The sequence below is a fragment of the Candidatus Omnitrophota bacterium genome, from assembly GCA_028717245.1.
Taxonomy (GTDB): Bacteria; Omnitrophota; Gorgyraeia; order Gygaellales; family Profunditerraquicolaceae; genus JAGUYA01.
Map to the genome: position 1 here is coordinate 246,468 of JAQUOD010000001.1, position 22,675 is coordinate 269,142.

21 protein-coding genes are annotated in these 22,675 nt (G+C 38.0%); 1 reads left to right on the forward strand and 20 read right to left on the reverse strand.

Annotated elements, in window-relative coordinates; translation table 11 throughout:
* Nucleotides 1-36 precede the first annotated feature (36 nt).
* The 20 genes from PHV44_01320 to PHV44_01415 form a co-directional block, all read right to left on the reverse strand.
* Nucleotides 37-1,032, reverse strand: a complete 996-nt coding sequence (locus PHV44_01320; protein MDD5591923.1) for a GDP-mannose 4,6-dehydratase — start codon at nt 1,030-1,032, stop codon at nt 37-39.
* Nucleotides 1,033-1,040: 8 nt separating this feature from the next.
* Nucleotides 1,041-2,198, reverse strand: a complete 1,158-nt coding sequence (locus PHV44_01325; GenBank protein MDD5591924.1) for a glycosyltransferase — start codon at nt 2,196-2,198, stop codon at nt 1,041-1,043.
* A gap of 16 nt (nt 2,199-2,214) precedes the next feature.
* Nucleotides 2,215-2,907, reverse strand: coding sequence for a class I SAM-dependent methyltransferase (locus PHV44_01330; protein MDD5591925.1), 693 nt, complete (start codon nt 2,905-2,907; stop codon nt 2,215-2,217).
* A 12-nt stretch (nt 2,908-2,919) separates the two neighbouring features.
* Nucleotides 2,920-4,449 carry a radical SAM protein gene (locus tag PHV44_01335; protein MDD5591926.1) on the reverse strand — a complete coding sequence of 510 codons (1,530 nt, stop codon included), beginning with the start codon at nt 4,447-4,449 and terminating at the stop codon, nt 2,920-2,922.
* Entirely contained in the window at nt 4,442-5,857 is a 1,416-nt protein-coding gene (locus tag PHV44_01340) for a radical SAM protein (protein MDD5591927.1), read from the reverse strand. Before PHV44_01340 ends, PHV44_01335 begins: the two co-directional genes overlap by 8 nt.
* A 9-nt stretch (nt 5,858-5,866) precedes the next feature.
* Nucleotides 5,867-6,562 (reverse strand): glycosyltransferase family 2 protein, encoded by a 696-nt coding sequence (locus tag PHV44_01345; protein ID MDD5591928.1) that lies wholly within the window; start codon nt 6,560-6,562, stop codon nt 5,867-5,869.
* On the reverse strand, nt 6,555-8,021 hold the full coding sequence (locus tag PHV44_01350; protein ID MDD5591929.1) for a radical SAM protein: 1,467 nt from the start codon (nt 8,019-8,021) through the stop codon (nt 6,555-6,557). Before PHV44_01350 ends, PHV44_01345 begins: the two co-directional genes overlap by 8 nt.
* Nucleotides 8,022-9,419, reverse strand: a complete 1,398-nt coding sequence (locus PHV44_01355) for a radical SAM protein (protein MDD5591930.1) — start codon at nt 9,417-9,419, stop codon at nt 8,022-8,024. It lies immediately after the preceding gene.
* A gap of 7 nt (nt 9,420-9,426) precedes the next feature.
* Nucleotides 9,427-10,524 (reverse strand): radical SAM protein, encoded by a 1,098-nt coding sequence (locus PHV44_01360; GenBank protein MDD5591931.1) that lies wholly within the window; start codon nt 10,522-10,524, stop codon nt 9,427-9,429.
* Nucleotide 10,525: 1 nt separating this feature from the next.
* Entirely contained in the window at nt 10,526-11,944 is a 1,419-nt protein-coding gene (locus PHV44_01365; GenBank protein MDD5591932.1) for a radical SAM protein, read from the reverse strand.
* Entirely contained in the window at nt 11,945-12,940 is a 996-nt protein-coding gene (locus tag PHV44_01370) for a glycosyltransferase (GenBank protein ID MDD5591933.1), read from the reverse strand.
* 8 nt (nt 12,941-12,948) lie between these two features.
* Nucleotides 12,949-14,316: a glycosyltransferase family 39 protein gene (locus PHV44_01375; GenBank protein MDD5591934.1), complete on the reverse strand. Its 1,368-nt coding sequence runs from the start codon at nt 14,314-14,316 to the stop codon at nt 12,949-12,951.
* The gene (locus tag PHV44_01380) at nt 14,313-15,437 is read right to left on the reverse strand and encodes a DegT/DnrJ/EryC1/StrS family aminotransferase (GenBank protein ID MDD5591935.1); all 1,125 of its coding nucleotides are present in this window, start codon (nt 15,435-15,437) and stop codon (nt 14,313-14,315) included. Before PHV44_01380 ends, PHV44_01375 begins: the two co-directional genes overlap by 4 nt.
* A 28-nt stretch (nt 15,438-15,465) precedes the next feature.
* The gene (rfbB, locus tag PHV44_01385) at nt 15,466-16,431 is read right to left on the reverse strand and encodes a dTDP-glucose 4,6-dehydratase (protein ID MDD5591936.1); all 966 of its coding nucleotides are present in this window, start codon (nt 16,429-16,431) and stop codon (nt 15,466-15,468) included.
* Entirely contained in the window at nt 16,404-17,222 is an 819-nt protein-coding gene (locus PHV44_01390) for a sugar nucleotide-binding protein (protein MDD5591937.1), read from the reverse strand. The genes rfbB and PHV44_01390 overlap by 28 nt, the downstream gene beginning before the upstream one ends.
* A complete protein-coding gene (gene rfbA, locus PHV44_01395) occupies nt 17,212-18,081 on the reverse strand; it encodes a glucose-1-phosphate thymidylyltransferase RfbA (GenBank protein ID MDD5591938.1) in 870 nt (289 codons plus the stop codon). Before rfbA ends, PHV44_01390 begins: the two co-directional genes overlap by 11 nt.
* Nucleotides 18,082-18,083: 2 nt before the next feature.
* On the reverse strand, nt 18,084-18,446 hold the full coding sequence (locus tag PHV44_01400) for a MarR family EPS-associated transcriptional regulator (protein MDD5591939.1): 363 nt from the start codon (nt 18,444-18,446) through the stop codon (nt 18,084-18,086).
* A gap of 195 nt (nt 18,447-18,641) precedes the next feature.
* A complete protein-coding gene (gene gap, locus PHV44_01405) occupies nt 18,642-19,661 on the reverse strand; it encodes a type I glyceraldehyde-3-phosphate dehydrogenase (GenBank protein MDD5591940.1) in 1,020 nt (339 codons plus the stop codon).
* Nucleotides 19,662-19,774: 113 nt separating this feature from the next.
* Nucleotides 19,775-20,770, reverse strand: a complete 996-nt coding sequence (galT, locus tag PHV44_01410; protein MDD5591941.1) for a galactose-1-phosphate uridylyltransferase — start codon at nt 20,768-20,770, stop codon at nt 19,775-19,777.
* Between the two features lies 1 nt (nt 20,771).
* A complete protein-coding gene (locus PHV44_01415; protein ID MDD5591942.1) occupies nt 20,772-21,797 on the reverse strand; it encodes a DUF4931 domain-containing protein in 1,026 nt (341 codons plus the stop codon).
* Nucleotides 21,798-21,955: 158 nt separating this feature from the next.
* Between PHV44_01415 and PHV44_01420 the strand changes: the two genes are divergently transcribed.
* A complete protein-coding gene (locus tag PHV44_01420; protein MDD5591943.1) occupies nt 21,956-22,651 on the forward strand; it encodes a transferase in 696 nt (231 codons plus the stop codon).
* The last annotated feature ends 24 nt before the right edge of the window (nt 22,652-22,675 follow it).

A 22,675-nucleotide genomic window follows, 5' to 3' on the forward strand; every position in this document is an offset into this window, starting at 1 on the left:
TTATTTAATGTTTAGATATTATATACCGATGCCTTACTACCAGTAATACTTGCTGTATTTCTTGTAATACTCAATCGTTCTTTCGAGTCCTTCGCGGACAAAAATGACAGGTTCCCATCCAAGTTCTTTTTTTATCTTATTGAAATCTCCGTAATAATCCCCGATGTCAATTTTTCGCTTTTCCTCTGGGAAAGGCACGATTGTATATGTACCGCTGCCACAAACATCAATGAGTACCCTTACGAATTCCCGAAGACACATCCTTTCAGTATTACCTAGGTTGTATATCTTCCCGCTTGTTTCGTCTTTGGCGCCAACCAATAGTAACGCCCCTACTACATCGTCAACATAGTTAAAATCCCTTATTTGGTTACCATCTCCAAATATCTTTATTTCATCATTTTCAATTGCTTGACGTACAAACCACGCCACAAAACCTTGCCTATTATGTTTCATAAGGAGCCTGGGGCCATAAGTATTTGTCAGGCGCAGAGATGTAGTTTTGATGTTATAAACATTATTATAGAGGATATGGTACCATTCACCGGCCATCTTATTAATTCCATTTATATCAATAGGATGAAGTAAGTGTTTTTCATCTACCGGGAGATAATCGGGTTTTCCGTAAACTTGCCTGGTGCTGGTAAAAACGATCTTTGCATCGCGGTTATTTTTTTTACATGCCTCAAGAATAGAAAGCTGGGCCCTACAGTTTATTTCAAGATCCGTGAATGGATCTTTCATGCTATCTAAATGGCTGACCTGTCCGGCAAGATTGAAAATATAATCCTGCTCTTTAACTAAAAGCCGCATATTGTTTTCGTCTCGCACATCAGAGATATTTACCGAAACCTTATTTTCAATACCATGAATATTAAACAGATTTCCTCCGTAATCAGGCATAAGTGAATCGACGAGCGATACGTTCGCGCCAAATTCAACTAATTTATGCGCAAGGTTGCTCCCTATGAAACCAAGCCCCCCTGTCACCATTACATTCTTACCCTTAAAATCTACTTCCAAATTATCCATCTCAAGTGTTATAATAATTCATCGTAAATGCCGTGTAATTTATGCATCTGTGAAATAAAGGAGAACTCTTGCTTAACGAGCATGCTTCCTTCTAAACCCATTTTTTCTCTTAGACTGGCCTTATCAATCAAATCGCTCATTTTTTCTCTCAAAGATTCATAGTTGTCTTGTTTGCATAACAATCCGGTTTTGCCATCTATCACGCTTATTTCTGCCCCCGGAAAAGGAGTGGATATTACTGGCAACCCAGTAGATTGCGCATATATCATTGTTAACGCAGGCCCCCCCTCGTCTTCCCCTGCGTTACTAATCGTCGATGGTAGAACAAAAATATCGTGCGTATAGAGTATATCTTTAAAAAACGAATAGAAATTTGAAAACCCTGCGGTATCTATCAACGATACATTCTCCTGTATTTTCAAATCGCGCATAAGCCGGAGTATGTGTTTTTTTAATGGGCCGAACCCGACCAGGGTTAGCGTGATATCTTTATAATCTTTCAAAAGACTGGAAAAGGCCTTTAACAAAACAGGATAGCCTTTAGTTTCTACAAATCTTGCGACTGTCAAAAATTTAGTCGGCTTGGCCAGTTTTCTCCCTTGATAAGGATAATTTTCAAGATCCAGCCCGATATTCCATAATCTTATCTTTTCTTTAGGACACTTGTAAGCTATTAAGCGGTCTCTCGCCTCATTACATAAAACTATAAATCTATCTCCTACCTTGAACATGTCGGCATACCGTCTAAGCCACCTATCATTTTTCAGACAATAGCTAATATCGTTACCATAAAATGTAACTACTAAAGGGACACCGAGTTCTTCCCTTATTTTTGACAATTTATACCCAACCATGCCAAAATGTGCATGCAGCAGTATTGTATTTAAATGCTCCAATTTATCTCTATAGAATTTATGCAAAGATTTCAGATACAAATCGTTAGTAAACGGGATCCTGTCTATCAGCAGGTTATCTATTCTTTGCAACCACTTATGATTAATAACCTTTCTGAAATAATAAAGGTTGTTATGTATAGGATTGCCGAGAAACCGCTCAACAATAACTACGCTTTTCTTACCATCAATATCAACGATTTGATCGTATATGTATTTATATCGAAAAAACGGATAAGTATCCAAGAAATGCGCTATATATTCTGGAAACATTTTTATACCTACCTATTTATTTTTTCACGGCAAAAACAGCCCATTGAAATGCATCATCCTTATCAAGCATATCAAGGAACCTTCCCAGGTAATATCCTATAAAAGAAAACGGACTCATTAATAACGCAGCAAGACGGTATTTACCGCGTTCAACTGATAAAAAAGATGCGAATTTAAAAAATATTTTGGTAACAAAAATATCTATCAACCTAATAAAAACTATAGAAAAAAAACCTCCCATTCGTTCTATTTCCAAAATACGAAAGTTATTATTTTCTAAAATATAAGTCAAGCCGTAGTTTGTAAACCTGAAGTAATCCTGCGGAACATAATGCAGCCTCCAGTACATGGGTGCGGTAAGAAAAAGCTTGCCGTCTTTTTTGAGCACCCTGTATATCTCCCCCAAACCTATATTAGGGTCAGGGATATGTTCGATAACTTCATTGAATAAAACCGCATCAAAAACCATATCCTTAAATGGTAACTTGTTGGCATTTCCAAATACATCTGGCTTACGCGAATATTCCTGGTATTCCATCCCGAAATACCGGCTATCCTTGCCCAAGAATCTTTTATAAGGTTTTTCACCGCAACCGATATCTAAAACATTACCTTTTAATAAGGGGCAAAATTTCTTAACCCTCTCCAGTTCCAGTTTTTTGCCGATATACAGATGATTGCTGAATAAAAGGCGTAAATCTAAGCTCATTTTATTAAGATATTAATGGACGACCTTTGACTGTCTAAATATAAACTTATTTACACGTTCAAAATCCCCGCTCACCGCATCCCGCACCCCTTCGTCTATGAGGTATTTCAACCTCGCTAAACGGACAACGGGATTAATCCCTTTCAACAATATAAAACAGATAATTTTAGCCAGTAGGTTCGATTTGTGATTAATTAAAAAAATAAAACATCTTTTAGGAAGCCTGTATATGGGAATTATTTTAAATAGGCCGTTGTAATATGAGGTATTTACATTATCGTGATAATGTTTATCGTATATTTGAAACCCTTCATTGGACACTATCCCTTCTTGTTTTGCCTTATTATAGAGTTCTGTGCCCGGATAAAGCGTCAAAGAAAATAGGTTAATTCTGTAGGGCCTTGGAATTTGTACTAAAAGCCTGAGGGAATCTTTTATGTCTTCGGTCGTTTCCCAAGGGTTATCTACCATAAAATCATAACAGATAGCTTTAAGGCGGTTTTTATATTTATGGATTATACCGGCGCTTTCCAATATCTTATTATCTGACTCGCTTCTTCCGTAAAGCCTTCTGATATTATGGCTTCCGCTTTGAATACCCATACGCACATATTTCAGGCCAGCAGCCACCAATAACTTAAATTTATCCTCTTTCAAAATTAAAGGGTGGACTCCAGTAATATCCAAAGGCAACCCTAAACCAGATTCTTTATATAGCCTGCAAAATTCCTTTAAGGTTTCTTCCGGCAAGGCCATAAACAAGTCATCAGCAAACTTAAAAATCCTTATAAAGTTTAGGTGTTTTTTAATCCGGGCAAGTTCTTCTATAAGATCCTGCATTTTACCGCTTCTGAGCTTCATATTTCCCGGCATATTAAAATTCTTCTCAAAAAAATTGTTGGCACAAAAAGTACAATTGTAAAAACAGCCGCGGGTCGCTATCGTTGAATATTCATAACCCAGATACTCTTCCATGAGCTTTAAATCCATGGGTATTAATCTCTTTTTATCAATAACGAAATGGTTAACGTATTCATAATCAGGAAATGGTAAACCATCGATAGAATCTATAAAAGGCACAATCCTGTTTTTTACTGTCTTCCCGTTGATATTAAACCAGAAATTGTCTATCTGGGCTGGCTGCGCAGAAACTATTAACTTCTCTGCTAGGGACACGATTGCCTTTTCCGCTTCGCCGATACATATAATATCCGCATACTTAAGGCACTCATCGGGTTTTATTGCCGTATGAATCCCTCCCCAGACAACCGGTATCTTCAGGTGTTTTTTTAAATAGACAGTAACCTGCTTGGCTCTCTCAAAAAAGTTTGTCATCAACGATATGCCTACAAAAAGCGAATCGCCCGCTATATCCGAAACCTGCCTCAATACGTCTTCGCTATATAGCGTCCCGAACGAGGCATTGAGAAATATTAAATTTGTTTCAAACCCCGCATTCTTAAGTGTTGAAGAGACCATCCTTATGCCGTAAGCCTGAATATCGGGAAAAGTGGAAATAAGGACTATTTTCTTTTTACTCATTCGTATGAACTATCTTTAAAAAAGCTAAAAAATTTTTAAATAAATTATAAAAGGAAGATATTTTTTTAATCCTTCTTAAAAACGATAGAATTATTTTAGGGCGTAAATAAAATTCTTTGTAGGCATTTTGTATAATTTTTTCCAGCATTTCTTTATCAAAACCATCGGGGATAAATACAGAATTTACAAAATTCATCTTATCCCAGTTATTGTCAAATTTACCATATTGATTTATCGTATCGTAGATCGGAGAACCCGGCAAAGGAGTGAAAGAATTAAACTGAACTATATCTAAGTCTGCCTTTTTGGCGAAGTTTACTGTTTTTCTGATCGATTCTTTAGTTTCGGTTGGAAAACCAATTATAAAATATCCGCGGTTTACAAACCCGACCTTCTTTGAAATTCTTAAAACTTCGCTGGCTTTATCTAAATTTAAATGCTTGTTCATGAATTTCAATATCCTTTGGTCTCCGCTCTCTATACCAAAAGCAATCTTCCAGCAACCGGCCTTCTTCATTAATTCCAGGGTTTCCCTGTCTACCGAACCTATGGTCGAATTGCAAGACCAAACAAGGTTGAATCTTTCAGCTATCAATTGACGGCTCAATTCTATAATCCTATCCCGCGATAATATCAAAACATCATCATATATCTCTAAGTCCCTAACATTATATTTATCATATTGCTCCCGAATCATCTCTATTACTCTACCGATACTATGCTTTCTAACAGTCCTTCCAAATACGCTTTTAGGGCAGTAACTACAATTATAGGGGCATCCGCGTGAGGTTATGATGGAACCCTGTAATCTATCGCTCATAGCTATTTCTAAAGGTTTATACGAATAAGGATAGTTCGGAAGAAGGTCCCAGGCAGGCAAAGGCAAGCTATCCAATTCCTCGATGTTTTCTCTTCTTGCCGTCCGGTGAAAACCGTTTTTATTCCGGTATATTACGCCCTTGACATTTTCAACATCATAATTACCTTTCAAGGCATAGATTAAATCGATAATCGTCTCTTCGCCTTCGCCAATAACACCAAAATCAAAATTTGGATACTTAGTTAATGTGCCTTCCGGAACAGAAGATATATGCGGGCCTCCGATAACTATTACGATATCCCTGGTTTCATTTTTTATAGATTCCGCTACCTTCGATGCATTAAGAATAGATAAAGTTGTCGCGGTTATTCCTACAAAACGAGGATTTTTATTAACAACCCTGTCCTTTGTCTGTAGGACATCGAGGCCTTCTGCGGGGGCATCAATGATTTCTGTCTTTAATCCCTTTTCGCGACATACCGAAGCAAGATAGCATAAACCAAGAGGCGGCATAATATTTCCTGCCGGGGCAAATTTCCCAAACCTTTCTTTTAAAGTCAACGGAGGATTTATAAAAATAATGTCCATAAACCTTTTTTAATCAGTGAACTTATATTTTAATAAGACGTAAATGGCTTTGAGTCCATCAAACCATCTGATTTTCTTTCCGTCTTTCATGCTTCTTGGATTATATGATATGGGAACTTCAATTATTTTTATACCCTTCTTGGCAATTTTGGCGGTAACCTCAGGACAAAATTCAAATCCTATGCAATTTAGCTTCATCTGTTTTAGAACCTCCGACTTAAAGACCTTATAGCAGGTAGGCTCATCAGAAATCTTAATTCCGTAAAGAAAATTGGCAATATTTGTTATCAACTGCCCCCCCCAATAATACCGCAGATGTTTTGTCTTATTCGATTCAAATTGCCTCTTTCCGTAGACAACCTCTGCTTCACCTGAAATTATGGGTTTAATTAACGATAAATAATCCTGCGGGTTATATTCTAAGTCGGCATCCTGGATTATCATTATATCCCCTTTGGCATAAAACAGCCCTAATCTTATGGCAGCCCCCTTACCGATATTAATCGGGTGGTGATATACTCTTATCTCTCTATCATTTAGATTATTCAAAATTTCTATGGTCCCATCATTCGAGCCGTCATCAACAATTATTATTTCTTTATTAATAGGCACCTTCTTTATCTCTTTGATAATATTCAGGATGTGATCCTTTTCATTGTAAACAGGCATAATCACCGACAAACAGATATTATCTTTTTTAATCATTTATCTTTACGGGTTTTAGATTCTCGATATAATTCAAGGCTTGTCTAAAAAGAACAAATACATCCTTTAATGATTTCCTGGTAGGCATTATCCGCCATTTAAAACAATAACCGTACCATCCGTAAAAAATATAATAATAAAACCCGTGGAAAGGGAGTTTTATCAAAAACTTAATTATCGGGAACAAAAATGGGAATTCCACTGCAACGCCAAATAGCTTCTGGAAATTTTGTAACTGCCTTCTTTCTCTTTTTGAGAACCTGAACACCGTTTCTGTTTTGTTGCTCGTCGGAACATTATCGTAATCGCCCTCATAAAAATTATTCTTTATGGCATACTCCGCGATGGAGGTTTTGGGATAAGGATATAAAAGCGAAGAAATCGCAAGGCTTGGCTTATATTTAATATTCAATTTATAAGTCTCTAAGTCTGCTTTTAAAGGGTCTTTTACCGGCAAGGCATTCAGGTTCAAAGTGGCGACATTTATCCCGCTTTTCTTTAATGTATAAATGGCATTTAATACCTGCTCGTTAGATAAATTTCTCCTCAATACTCTCTGGCTGATCTCCTCATCGCCGCATTCAACCCCTATGCAAACAGAATGGCATCCTGCGTCTTTTAGCAGCTTTACGGTATCATTATTTACAAAATTTGCCCTTACATTACAGTTAAAAGGAAGATTTATTTTATGCCTATACATCTCTGAGAATTCAGCCAACCAATTTTCCGGGGCCATAGGAAACGTATCGTCATTAATCCAGACAAACTCCAGGGGATAATCCTTTTTTACTCTCGCGATCTCTTCAATAAAATAACCTACGCTTTTTCTTCTAATAATCGTACCCTTATCTCTATAAATAGTATTATACTGTTCATTAAAGCAGTATGTACATTTAAACGGGCAACCCCTCCCCGATAAAAATAGCTTAACTTTATTGTTTTTTAGAAAAAGATCGTCTTTATATATAAAGTTTCTGTCCGGGAAAGGTAATTCGTCTAAATTCTCCAGGGCTTGCCTAACGTCGTTCTTATAAACTTTCTCTCCTTCTTTAATCCACAAATTCTTGATTTCGTTTATGGGCAATCTTTTTTCTATACTATTAGCCAAGTCAAGCATCGGATATTCCCCTTCTCCTACGCAAACAGCATCTACGCCTTCTGAATTTATCATTTCGGGGAAAAAAGTGGGGTGTGCGCCTCCAAAGATGGAAAATGCTTTAACTTCTTTCTTGATCTGTTTATTCAATGAAAGATAATACGCATGCTCTCCCGTCATTATGGAATACGCCAGGATATCCGGATTTAACGCCCTTAATCTGCTGATTATTTTAGAAACATGATCCCTTTTTGTTCTCAAGAGATCAACCTGATGCCCGGATTCTTTCAGGACGCTAGCAATGCCCATAGCGCCGATATATTCGCTTATCAACGTATCCTGTATAATAAAGATAATTTTCATCTATCTCATAGTGATAAGGCTAAACAGCTTTCTAAGCAAGTTCTTAAATTGGTTAAAAGAAGATATCTCTTCCATAATGCTTAAAATAATCCTGGGCCTGAGGTAGAAAGAAGCAAAACCAATTAATTGGTATTTTTTTAGCTGCTCCGAGGTCATCCCTTCCGGAGGAAATGTCGCCTTAAAGTAATGCGTGCCTATTTTATCTTTGGTAATTTTTCCTTGTTGCCTGAGACTCTCATAAATTTCTGTCCCGGGGGAAGGCCAGAAGTTACTGAATAATACCTTATCAATTGGAATGCTTCTGGCATATTTTATTGTCCGCTTGATATCTTTTTCGGTCTCACCCGGGAAACCCAAGATAAAAAAACCGGTAACCCTTATTCCTACTCTTTTAGCTAGGGCAATTTTTTCTTCCACTAATTCAAGGGTAATATTCTTTTTCATCTTCCTTAAGATATCGGGATTTGTCGACTCTATGCCAATCGAAAAATGATAACATCCGGCGCGCTTCATAATCCGGAGCATTTCTTCGTCAATAGTATCTACCCGCAAGCCATTTGGGCACTGCCAGTTTATTTTTATATTTTCATTTAATATCCCGTTACAAATTTCTATTACCTTATTCTTATTAACAGAAAAACAATCGTCTAAGAATTGTATCTCTTTTACGCCATATTTATTAATCAATAACTTCATTTCTTCAAGTACCAACGATACGCTCCTATGCCTCACCCTTTGCCCCATCTGGTGTTTTGTACTGCAAAAAGTACAAGGGAAAGGGCAACCCCTGGCAGAAATCATGGGGGCCAGAGGAAAACCTCTGGCAAAACCGTGAAAAGGCGAAGACTCATACTCGCGCGGATCCATAAGGTCCCATGCGGGAATGCCGAGTTCATCAACATTTTCATAAAAAATCTGGGGGTTAATACGGAGGCGCCCGTTATCTCTCCATACTAACCCGGGAATTTTCTCGGCTTCTATATCTAATTTTTTATTCAGAGAATCAAATAACATCGGTAATCCGATTTCTGCTTCTCCTCTAAAGGCATAATCAGCATTTGGAAAATCCACCTCCATTGCGACTTCAGGCACGGCAGATACGTGGGCGCCCCCTATGATAACCGGAATGCTTCTATCTGTATCCTTGACAGCTTTAATGCTTTCCTGAACCGATCTTACATCATAAGATTCGCATGTGAAACCTATAGCTGATGGTCTTCTATTGCGTACGTAAGCCGTAAAATCGCCAAGACCCATCTTTTCTTTGAGGCAATGCAAAATTTTTACACTGTGACCTTTCTTTCGCACTGCAGTCGCCAGATACCCCAACCCCAGGTATGGAGTACAATAAAAATTCTTTTTTGTGATATCTACCGGCCTGACTAATAAAATGTCCATGGGTAACTTATAAAAAATATCGGTTAAATTTAATCCTTAGCCACTCTCGTAAAACTTTAGGGAAAGTCTTTAGAGAAAAAAAGGTATTGAGCGTTAAAAAACATTCATAAGTGCAGAAACATTTTGTCTCTTTTATAAATTTTCTTATCTCGCGGGCTTGGCTGTTAAACCATAATTCTTTAAAATTAAAATCCGCTTCCTTTATATTTCCGATTTTTCTTTCCAGGAGTTCGCAGGGATAGACATCTCCATTGCTTAACATAACCGCGCCAAGATTTGCAGCCAGACACGGCAACTGCCATTTATTTTCCCTGACTGTCTTCTCTAAAATCCGCCTGCGATAAATCCTCATGGCATTTACGAAATCAGCAAACGCATAGCCCTTGTAACCGGTCAGATTATTATTAATGTTTTCAAGCCTTCTGCTAAAACATACATACTTATTTATATCGACATTTTTAGAAACAGGCTCCTTCGCTTCTCCTCTGACTAATAGCTGATTTATATTTTTCACCTTTAAACCGGATATGAGAAATCGGTAAATCTCATCTAAATTATCTTGATTATATGAAGAAATCGTTATTCCAATATTCAGGTTAAACTTTGGATAGATTTTCTTTACTTTCTCTAATTCCCTATATGTATATACGGCCTTTTCAAACAAGTCCTTTTCCCTGCGGATATAATCATGCCTTTCTCCGATGTCGTCTATTGAAATATCAACAGCGTAATCTATGCCATTACAACTCTTCAAAACCTTTATTACCGTATCTACAATCTTATCGGTAAGAGAGCCGTTGGTCGCTGAGCCTACATTCTTAGCTTTATTGTTCATAAAAAAGAGCTTTACTATTTCCGCGTAATCATTTCTTAAAAACGGCTCTCCTCCGGTAGGCAGAAAGAAAAGAAGATCGCCCATGCCCAGTGATATTTTCTCTATTTCATCTAAACTCAACTCTTCTTTTTGGGATAAAAAGCCTCCTCTTAGGCAATGCCTGCAATTAGCTGTGCACCTGTCCGTAATAAAGAAAACAAAATATATCGGTAACACATTATCTTTAATGAATAGGTATTTGCTATATTTAAGATAATTACCGATAGACATATTAATTCGGCAATAAAAGTTTATATGCGGAACTGCAGATTTTTAGGAATTTCCACCAGTCATCTTTGTTAAATAACGGCAAAACATTCCAAAAATACTGCGGCCGCAGATAAAATTCCCTATAACCTTTCTTAACTGATTGCAAGATATCTTTTTTCTCTCTGCCATGCGTCAGATAAACAATCTGGTTTTCATTAAAGTTAGACCATTTAGAGGTATCTTTCTCCAGAATATTGCCGTTTTTCAAGCTAATATCGTATATGTCGGTGCCCGGGAAGGGACAAAATAATAAAAAATTGGCAAAAGTTGGTTTTATCTCTTTGGCAAATGCTATGGTTTGCGATGCCTCTTCGCTGGTTTCCGTAGGCAAACCCAAAATAAAAGAAGCTGTAGATTGTATTCTGACTCTATTTGTAAGTTCAAATGCTTTCTTTACCTGCTCTAGGGTATGTAGCTTATTTATTAGTTTTAATAAACGGGGCACCCCGGATTCAACGCCAAAAAAAATCTGATAACACCCTGCCGCCTTCATTGCCTTTAACAAGTCTAAATCTATCAAATTAACCCTGGTAAAACATGACCAGGGTAAATTTATCTTTCGCTTTCTCATCTGATCGCATAGGTTATATACCCTTTCCTTGTTTAATGTAAAACTTTCATCATAAAATTGTATGGCATCGGCCCCATGAATGTCCCTCAAAATAATAAGTTCCTGGATAACCCTATCGGTGCCGTGAAACCTGTTTGTCTTACCGAAAGTCATATGGCTTTCACAAAATGCGCAGGAAAACGGGCAACCCCGGGAGCTCATGATATGCAGGTTGCGCTTTCCCCTGAGATTACCTGAAGACCTGTATAAATCCATGGGGAATAAATGCCGTGCCGGAAGAGGCAAAGAATCTAAATCCATTATATTTTCTTCGCGAGGGTTTTTTATTATTTTATTATTATCTCTATATACGAGGCCTTTTATTTTGTTTGCCTCCTCTGCGGAATATATGTGTTTCAATAAATTCTTAAAAATTATTTCGCCTTCCCCCATAACAACATAGTCTACATAGTGATTATTTAAGGTTTCTTCCGGAAATAATGTGGACTGTATCCCACCGAAAACTATAATAATATCCTTATTATATGCCTTTATCCTATTAGCCAGCCGAAAACAACTATCAATGGTATTATAAAAAGTCTGGAACCCTATGACTCCCGGGTGCAGCCTAGATACTTCTTTCATAACTTCTTCGTCCGAATAATTATTAACTTCCGCATCAATTATGCTTACTTCATACCCCTCCTTTTCAACTACGGCAGAGATATAAGCTATGCCTAAAGAAGGCAGATATGAACCTAATTTAGATAATTTACCGTAACGGACTTGTTTATCCGTATTCGGGACAATAAAACCGATTCTTTTTTTCATTTAATACCTTTTACCGGTTAAATACTCTATTTGGCCGATAGCTAAACCAAAAATAATCACTATAAACTCTAATGGTAAGTAAAGGAGGCTTTTTAAGGCAAAAAATACGCCTCTGTTCTTATTTAAGAAATGGAGCCAGTTAAAGTTTATAAAAACAAACAGGGTAGATAAAAAAACCGCTATTGCTATTTTTGAAGATATATGGCCTCTTAAAGAAAAGCTAAATAATAAACATATCAACGCGATGGTTAACGGAATGTTAAAAAGATAATTATTAGGCACAGAACTGGGATTTTTTTTAGATAATCCGATTAGTTTTTTGCGGTGATATAATTTTATTAATCCTTTAGTCCTAGAATAGTGAGTTTTCAGGAGGCTCAAAAAGGTATACTTCTTCAGATGCTCGACTTGCAAATCCTTATCAAGGATTATGCTATATCCGGCATCCCGCAGCCTTATTCCAAGCTCGTTATCTTCTACGTTCGGAGACATATAATTGACATCGAATCCCCCGTGCTTTAGAAATATGTCTCTTTTGATAGCTGCCACACTGGAAAATATTAAGGAAATATTATCCGCAAGTTTATTAAAGGTATAGTTCATCCACAAGTTCTTGTATTGGCTAGAAAAATTATTGTACCTTATATTTTTACTGAGTATGCCCACTACGGCATCCGTAGATTGAATTCTTTCTGATATTCTTAATAACGCATCTTTAGAAACCACGATATCTGAATCAATAAACACAAGCACATCTCCATTAGCCACAAAAGCCCCGGCATTTCTTGCTCCAGAAACTCCGGGATAGACATTATTTTTTAATACTGAGCACTTATACTTTGAAACAATATCTATAGTATTATCTGTGCATCCATCGTCCACAACCAGTGTTTCGAAATCAACATTATTATTCAAATAAAGCGCAGCCAGGCAATTGCCAATGGTTTTAGCTGAGTTTTTTACCGGAATAACTACCGAGACTTTTGGATTCTCCAACGTTTGACTCATTTGTTTATTATTAACAAAGAGCCTATTCTTAAAAAATTCCGGGTTTTAGATAGCTTCAAGAATACCCAGTGACTGCCTAAGGCAGTATAAATAAACAGTAATCCCAATACTGGTATTTGATATCTTGGCTGGGTCATAAAGATACTATTTATTATCGACGAATAAAAAATTGATAAAAATAACGGTGAGAAAATGTTCATTTTGTTTGAGCTAAAATCAACAAATATGCCTAGACATCCAAAAACAATTATACATATCTGTAAGATAGCCAGGGATATCTTGATAAGAAAAAGGCCGTAATCCTTACTTATGAAATAATCACTAATTTTGCCTCTTAATGGATATAGACTGTTTCCATTGCTTGCCAGCCACTGTCTGAAAAGACGCTTAACAGAAAGCTTGATAAATAATAAGGGATTATTTTTTATATTATTTAACGCTTTTCGCGCAAAAATTTCATTTGTTTTAGCAGAAAAAATAAAATCCTCCCGTTCATACTTATGGATGCCTTGAGGCCCATGAGCAAAATTTCTAAATTCTGAAAGAAGCGGCTCCCTATCAAACCTCCATTCAGTATTATCCTCGGGCAAAGTAGAATACCATAATGTCGTACCTGAACCGGTTACAACGGGAATAAATTTTCCAAATTCATTAAAATTTCTTATGGTCCATGGGGTTAACATAAAAACAGCGCCAGCCATTAATCCGAAGAAATATTTAAAAAATCCTTTTTGGAATTTATTCAAAAAACAAATAGAAAATCCAAAAATAAGTGGTAAAAATAGAAATTTAGGGGAACATAAAATTAATAATCCGGAAAATATCCCCGTTATGACAAAAAGGATAAATGACTTTCTCTTATTGGATAATAAATAAAATAATATGGCTAACGATAGCAGAAACGCTGCTAAGGTTTCTGAATATAGCAACCCAGTATATCCTATCAAAGAAGGATAAATGCCTGTTAATAATGCTGCATAAAAACCGATACTAGAACTATAAAGTTTTTTTGCTATAAAATAAATAAGAAGGCAACTGACGGCTCCAATTATTGCCTGTAATATCCTCGCCATATTGTGGTTATCATAGCCAAAAATAAAATAGGTTACGGCTAAAAATAAGGGGTAAATAGGGGCTCTAGCAGCCGTTGGATTAACATAATCATACGAAAATCCATTTCCGGACAATATGTTTTTAGCAATACCGATATATTGCAAATCATCTTTGTATTGCGAACCATCTAAGGGGAACTGAGGAAAGGAAAATAGATATATTAATCTCACAAATAAAGCTAATAGGAATAAAATCAATACGGCTTTATTATTCAAGATAAAGGTCGTAACAATATTTTTATGGATTTTCATAAGCAGTGCTTCTTAAACGACTCTTTAATCGAAGCGATAATGTAATCCATTTCGTCTTTAGTCAAATCCGGATATACGGGTATGGCAAGCGTCTGGCAAGAAGCTCTTTCTGATTCGGGAAAATCACCCATTTTATAACCTAAGTACTTAAAACACTTCTGTAAATGCAGCGGCGTAGGATAATAGACGCGCGCGTCAATTCCTTTATTTCTTAAATGCTCAATTAATTTTTTACTCGGCCCATCCAAGCGTAAGACATACTGGTGATATATATGATTTGCGTATTCAGGGACAAACGGGGTTTTAACCGGTAAATCTTGGAGTTGTTTATTGTAATAACTGGCGTTCTCCTGTCTTTTTTTGTTCCAGGCATCGAGATATTTTATTTTTACGCTTAAGATTACGGCCTGAATCGTATCAAGGCGATTATTATAACCAACAACTAAATGACAGTATTTTTCTTCATTCCCCTGATTTCTAAAAATCTTTAACCTTTCAGCAATAACTCGATTATTAGTCAAAACTGCGCCCGCATCGCCAAAGGCACCTAAATTTTTAGCCGGGAAGAGGCTTACTGCACCACAATCTCCCATCGTGCCGGCTTTCTTCCCTTTATATTCTGCGCCAAATGCCTGCGCCGTATCTTCAACAACCTTGAGCTTATATTTCTTGGCTATTTTTGAAATACCATCCATATCAGCACATTGGCCGTAAAGATGAACCGGGACGATTGCTTTTATTCTCTGTTTTCTTCTTTGTTTTATGGCCTTTTCTATAGAATCAATTGAAATATTGTAGGTATCGAGATTAATATCTGCAAAAATAGGTATTGCCCCCATACTTGCGATTGCCCCTGCTGATGCGTAATAGGTAAAGGCAGGGCATATGACTGCGTCCCCCGGTTTGATTCCAAGCGCAACCAGAGATAATTTAATGGCATCTGTGCCGTTAGATACGCCTATTGCATATTTCACCCGGCAATATTTTGCGGCCTTCTCTTCGAATTCGTCAATCTCTTTGCCAAAGACAAAGTTTGCGTTATCTATTATTTTTTTTATCGCTGAATCTATTTCAACACGGATAGGCGTAATTTGCTTCTTAAGGTCTAATATAGGTATCATTTAGTTACTCCTACTGTGGCTAGATGTTCTATCGCTTGCTTAAAAGCCAATCCCTATGTCCCACAAACCATTCTACCGTTACTCTTAACCCATCCTTAAAGTTTAATTTAGCTTTCCAGCCGGTTTCCTTAAAAACCTTACTGGAATCTAAACTATACCTTAAATCGTGTCCGGGCCTGTCTTTCACGAACGCTATCAAATCCTGGCGTTTCTTTAAAATATGTAACAGGAATTTTACTACTTCTATATTCTGCCGCTCCTGCTGGCTTCCTAAATTATAAATCTCGCCAGTTTTGCCTTTTTCTATAATCCGCAATACCCCCTTAATGCAATCCTCCACATAAAGCCATTCCCTGATATTCTTACCAGCGGCATAAACGGGTATCTTTTCCTTCCTTAATATTTTTAAAACTGCTAAGGGGATAAGTTTTTCCGGATATTGCCATGGGCCATAATTATTACACGGCCTGATGATAATCGCAGGCAAGCCATGGGTTCTGATATAGGAACCGATAAACAAATCAGCCGCAGCCTTGGAGGCCGCATAGGGGCTATTTGGCTTTAAAGGAGACTGTTCCGTAAATTTACCCTCTTTTATCTCTCCGTATACTTCATCAGTAGAAATCTGGATAAACTTCTTAACTTTATGTTTCAGGGAAGCCTCTAAAAGAACATGCACCCCTTCAATATTAGCTTTGATAAATGCCGATGCATTTTTAATGCTTCTATCCACATGGGTCTCGGCGGCAAAATTTACTAAAATCCGAGGCCGTTCTTTAGCTAAAATATAATTTATCTGTTTTTTAGCACATATATCTACCTGGTAAAATTTATATTTTCCTTTTACGCCTTTGAGCCTTTCTAAATCGCCAGCATAAGTCAATTTATCCAAAACTATAACCTCTAGGCCCCTGCTGACCGAATGGCGTACAAATTCACTACCGATAAATCCTGCGCCGCCAGTTACTAATATTTTATATAGGAACTTACGCATTCTTCCAATACCTCTTTTATAGGCCTTGTTTTAAAACCGGATTTTTCTAACTTCCGGGTAGATAAAATCAAATTCGTTCTCACCATATTCAGCTCTTTATAATCCACAATTTCGTATTTAAATCCGGAAACGTATTTCTTATAAATATCCAAAAGCTGCGGATACCTTAACCCGCCTTTATTTGCTACATTGTATATACCTTTAGCATCGGTTTTGATTAAATGCCTTAATGCCTTTATAAAATCGGGGATATAAGTAACTGAATTAGGAAGATCGATAATTCTTTTATAATTAATTAGTTTGGTAAGTATATTCCTGGGGTGGGGCCGGTTATCCAAAGGGACGCGGATCCTGATAATTAAAACCGGATATTTCTTAGATAGCGCCGTCAGGGCCTTCTCGGAATATATCTTTGCGCGGCTATAAAAAAGCTCAAAAAAATCAGGTTCTTTCTCTTCATCTATCGGTTTATCTTTATGATAATCGTAATGATAAATGCAGCCGGTGCTTATATGGACGAGCCTGATATTATTGCGTAATGCCGCCTCAGCCAGGATAACCGGCACGAATGTGTTTGCTAACAGAGTCTTATCTAAGTCTTTTTCGCATTCGTCAACATTAGTCCCGACATTGCCGATACAGTTAATAATAACATCCGGACGGGCCTTTTTAATCTCCTCTTCTGCGTCCTTATATGAATAAATCTTTCTATCAGCAAGGTCACAATTCAATTCCTCTTGCAACCTGGTTCCGATAAAACCTTTACCGAAAATAAGGATTTTATCTTTCATTTTCGCAAATTCTCTTTAGGTATTCACCGTATTCCGTATTTATAACCCCGGCCAATTTTTGCAGTTGTTTCTTATTAATGTAGCTCATCCTGTAGGCGATTTCTTCTATACAGCCGATCTTTAAGCCCTGCCGCTCTTCGATCGTCTTTATAAACAGGGAAGCATCAATCAGGGAATCGTACGTTCCCGTATCCAGCCAGGCATAACCTCTGCCTATCAATTGTACCTTTAACTTTCCCATTTTTATGTATTCGTTATTCACTTCCGTTATTTCTATTTCCCCTCTTTTGGACGGCTTTAAGTTTTTGGCGATTTTTACGACGTTATTATCGTAGAAATAAATTCCGCAAACCGCATAGTTTGATTTGGGTTTTTTAGGCTTTTCTTCGATAGAGATTGCCTCGCCCGTATCGTCAAATTCTATAACTCCGTAACGCCGGGGGTCCTTTATATAATAACCGAAGATGCGTGCCCCTTCCTTCAGGGAAGCTGCTTCTTTCAAAAATTCGCCCAGATTATTTCCATAAAATATATTATCCCCTAAGATTAAACAGACGCTATCTTCCGCAATAAATTTCTCTGCAATGATAAAGCTTTCCGCTATACCCTTGGGGTCCCGTTGTATGGCGTAAGAAAGTTTTATGCCTAAATCACGTCCGTCACCCAATAAATCCTTAAACCTTGGCAAATCCTTAGGCGTAGAAATGACAAGGATATCCTTGATACCCCCCAGCATCAAAACCGATAGAGGATAATAAATCATAGGCTTGTCATATACGGGCAGCATCTGTTTACAGACACCAAGGGTGATTGGATGCAGCCTTGTTGCTTTTCCTCCTGCCAAAATTATACCTTTCATGGTTAAATTAGCTCCTCTTTAGACAAAATAGAAGGTGTTTCTTTTTTCAAGCGTTCTATTTCCTCCTTTAATCTCTCGTATTCCTGCGTTTTCCAGATAAAAAATTTATAGGTCAGCTGAAGCTTTATTTTTATGCCCTGGGGGGTAAGCAAATATCTGTAGGCAAGTTTATTTTTGGCATTCTTAAAGTTTTTTATCTCGATTATGCCTTTGTCTATCAGGGCATTGATGAGGAAATTTATCTTACCCAGGCTGATTTCTAGTTTTTGGGCAAGGTCGCGTTGAGTTATCTGGGGATTGTGTTCTATCTCTTTAAGCACATGGAGGGTCTTTTCGGAATCAAAGATTTTGATTGAATTATTCATTTTCGATACTTGTTCAGGTTATGAACAGATCAGATAGAAAGTTTATAATACCATATTTGATGATAAAATCAAGTAGTTTTTTTTAGGTTTTAGAGGAGAAAAACGACTTTATGAGAAAGGAAAGTTTTTATATATGAGGGAGTTATAATAAAAAAGGGGCGGCTTAATCCCCGCCCCCTTATAGTTTTCGTATGTTTATAAACCTTTCTTCACGATATAATCACATAAATCCACTACCCGGCAGGAGTACGCCCACTCGTTGTCATACCAACCCATAATCTTAACCAGTTTGCCATCAATGACTTTGGTTAACTCGGCATCAAAGATGCAGGAATAATCAGAACCATAAAAATCCCTGGAGACTAAGGGTTCGGTAAGATACTGCAGGATACCCTTAAGATGAGTTTCAGACGCCTTTTTGAACGCCACATTTACCGTCTCTACCGTAGTATCCTTTTCTAAGATGCAGGTTAGGTCTGTAAGAGAGACATCCGGAGTGGGAACGCGTATCGCCAAGCCGTCCATTTTACCTTTAAGCTCAGGTATAACCGAACCGATAGCCTTGGCAGCTCCGGTTGAAGTAGGTATCATAGAAAGGGCTGCGGCTCGTGCGCGGCGCAAGTCCTTATGGGGCAGGTCTAAAATTTTCTGGTCATTGGTATAAGAGTGTATCGTAGTCATCAACCCACTCTTTATGCCGAAATTATCCATTAATACCTTAGCCATGGGTGCCAGACAATTAGTCGTGCAGGAGGCGTTAGAAATTATATTATGCTTTTGCGGGTCATAATTATTCTCATTTACGCCCAGCACTATTGTAATATCCTCGCCCTTTGCCGGCGCGCTGATAATAATCTTCTTCGCACCGCCGAAAGTTATATGGCCGATACACTTTTCTTTATCGGTAAATACCCCCGATGACTCTATAACTAAATCTATTCCGTAATCCTTCCATGGTATCTCTGACGGAGATTTAGCGCTTAGAATCTTAAGCGTCTTGCCATTTACAACCAAAGCATCCTCTTTGGCTTCTACTGTCGCCTCCAGCGTGCCGAAATTAGAATCGTATTTTAATAGATGCGCCAATGTTTTTGTACCGACGGGCAGATCATTTACGGCGACGAAATCCAGCTCTTTACTTTGTTTCTTTAATGCTGCCCTATATACCAGCCTGCCAATCCTGCCAAAACCGTTAATACCCACCTTTACTGCCATTTCGTTAACCTCCTTTTAGATACGCCTGTATCAAAGTATCAAGTGTCAAGGTATCAAAGTCAGATTATTTTTTGACACTCTGATACACTGATACTTTGACACTAGTTGTCATTTTACTTTTCTTTTAGATATTTCGCTGCCAGTTCCGGCGGCGTGGGCACGACATAAAAACCCGAACCCCACTCAAAACCGGCGACGCGCGTTAATTTAGGCATTAATTCAATGTGCCAGTGATAATACTCTACCCCTCCATCTCCGTTAATCGGAGAAGAATGTATGATAAAATTATAAGCAGGGCTGGCAAAAATCCTTTTTATTTTAGCGATAGTCTCTCTTAATATAGCTGCCAGCTGGGGTATTTCATCCTGTGTCATTTGATAAAAATGGCTATTATGCTTCTTAGGGATAATCCAGGTCTCAAAAGGAAAACGCGACACAAACGGACAAAATGAAAGGAAATATTTATTTTCTAATATTATCCTTTCCTTTTCCTGTGTTTCCTGCCGTATGATATCGCAGAATATACAACGTTCCCGGTAATTAAAATAATCCTGCGCCCCCTTAATTTCTTCCATCACGTTTTTAGGCACCATGGGCAGCGCAATAAGCTGGGTATGCGGATGTTCCAGCGATGCGCCGGCTGAAGGGCCGTAATTCTTAAAAAGGAGTATATATTTTAGACGCTTATCTTTTACCAGATCCGATCCCCGCCGGCAACACATAAGGATAATCTTCTCTACTTCTTCGTTTAATAAATCCGGCAGGTCCTTATTATGATACGGCGTTTCAATGAGCACCTCATGCGCCCCTACTCCATTCGACATATCATATATACCCAGGCCTCTTCTGTCCAAATCGCCTTCAATCTGCAGCGCAGGAAATTTATTGGAAACAACGCGGACCTGCCATCCGGGGGTATTAGGCTGGGTCGAGGGGCTGCGAAAAACATCTATCTCAGGCGGGGTTGAGGCTTCGTTACCATAGCAGAAAGGACACGCACCCCCTCTCCAGATGTGCGGTTCATGTTCGAAATCTTCTGGCTTACGGGGGTTATCGGTATCTACTATGACCCATCTGCCGCCGATAGGATCCCTTCTTAATTCTGACATTTTAAACTTCAACCTCTCTTAAAAATTTTGCCGCATCTTCAGGGGGCAAAGGGCAAATGTAAAATCCCGTGCCCCATTCAAAACCGGCTACGCGGGTAAGCCGCGGCATAATCTCAATATGCCAGTGATAATCCTGGTCTATACTCTTCCAGTAACCTACCTTTTGCCGCCTAAAAGGGGCGGTATGCAAAATATAGTTGTAAGGCGGATCATTCAGGCCTTTCTTTAGTTTTGATAGGACTTTTTTCAAAATCCTGCCCAGGTTCAAACGCGCATTCATATCCATATTGGTAAAATCACAGGAATGCTTTTTAGGCAGAATCCAGACTTCAAAAGGAAACCTTGCCGCAAAGGGCGTAACGGCAATAAAACCGTCTATATCAAGGATGAGCCTATCCTTGGATTCCAGTTCCTGCCTGATCAAATCGCAAAATACGCAGCGCTCATGATAATCGTAGTATTGCCGCGCGCCTACCAGCTCTTCCTTGACGCGTTTAGGATTAACCGGAGTAGCGATTAACTGGGAACGTGAATGCTTGAGCCTGCCGCCCCCGGCTATCCAGCCATAGTTTTTAAATACCAGGACATATTTAAAACGCCTATCTTTTTCTAAATCTGTAATCCTATCTATATAACAGGTTATCACCTTTGCCACCTGCTCTTCGCCTAAATCTGCCATATTAGCGATATGCTTATTCGTCTCTATGACAATTTCATGCGCGCCTACGCCGTTCATCATGTCATAAAGGCCCTTGCCCCTTCTGCCCAAGTCTCCTTCTATCCTTAAAAAAGGCGAGATACTCGGTACCACCCTTAATTCCCATCCCGGCTTATTGACAGGAGTAAAGTTAGGCCTTACGGCATATATTTCCGGCGGAGTCTGGGATTCGCTACCTTCGCAAAAAGGGCAGGGCTGCTCGACATAAGCCTCCTCAGCATGCCCTGAAAATTGGTCGGGCCGCTTTGCGCGCTCAGTAGCAATAATAACCCATCTACCTATAATCGGATCTTTCCTTAGTTCAGGCATATCGAGAGATTATACCATAGCTTATTTTTTATGCAAATATTTTTTATAAAATGGAGACGAATTTTTTAATGAATCTTATTGAAAAAAATATTTAACTATTGTAAAATAGCTCAGGATGAACCGAAATTAAAGAAACCTGTAGAGATATGAAATTTATAATGCACAGTATAATAAAAAACAATAACTCCATCTTAAAGCCATTTACTAAAAAAGATATGTATGATTTCTACTGTGGACAAAAATTGGGTATATTTAACCCGATAGCAAAAAATATATTATATTTTTTCAACCGGCTAATCGGAAAATTTTCTAATGAAGACCGGATTAATATAGCATGCCTATGCGAACCGCCGAAGTTTTTTTTAAATAACGGGATAATGATCCCCCATGCATATGGAATCACTTTAAGTATTGACGAAATAGGTTGTGATTGCCTTATTGGGCAAAATGTCACAATAGGAACAAATGGAAAAAATATACGTTTTAATGGATATACTACGAATCATAAAGCAAGAATAGGCAACCTAGTCAGAATATATGCTAATGCGGTAATTTCCGGAGAAATAAGAATAGGTGATTGTGTTATTGTTGCCGCATCTTCTGTTGTCACAAAAGATGTCCCGAGTAAGTCTATAGTTTATGGAAATAACCAAATTAAACCTTTATCCGCGCACCATATCGAATATTTAAAATCAGCCCTATACCACTGCTACAGTCAATATGTAAAAATTCCCGGATTGATGTATAAGGACGAAAAGATGTATATCAATACTGAATATCTGCGCAAGCGGGTTTTATTGATTAAGAGCATGGAAACAAATGCCTTTTCAACTCTCTTAAATGAACTGTTTTGATCACAACATCTTCGTAATGCCTTT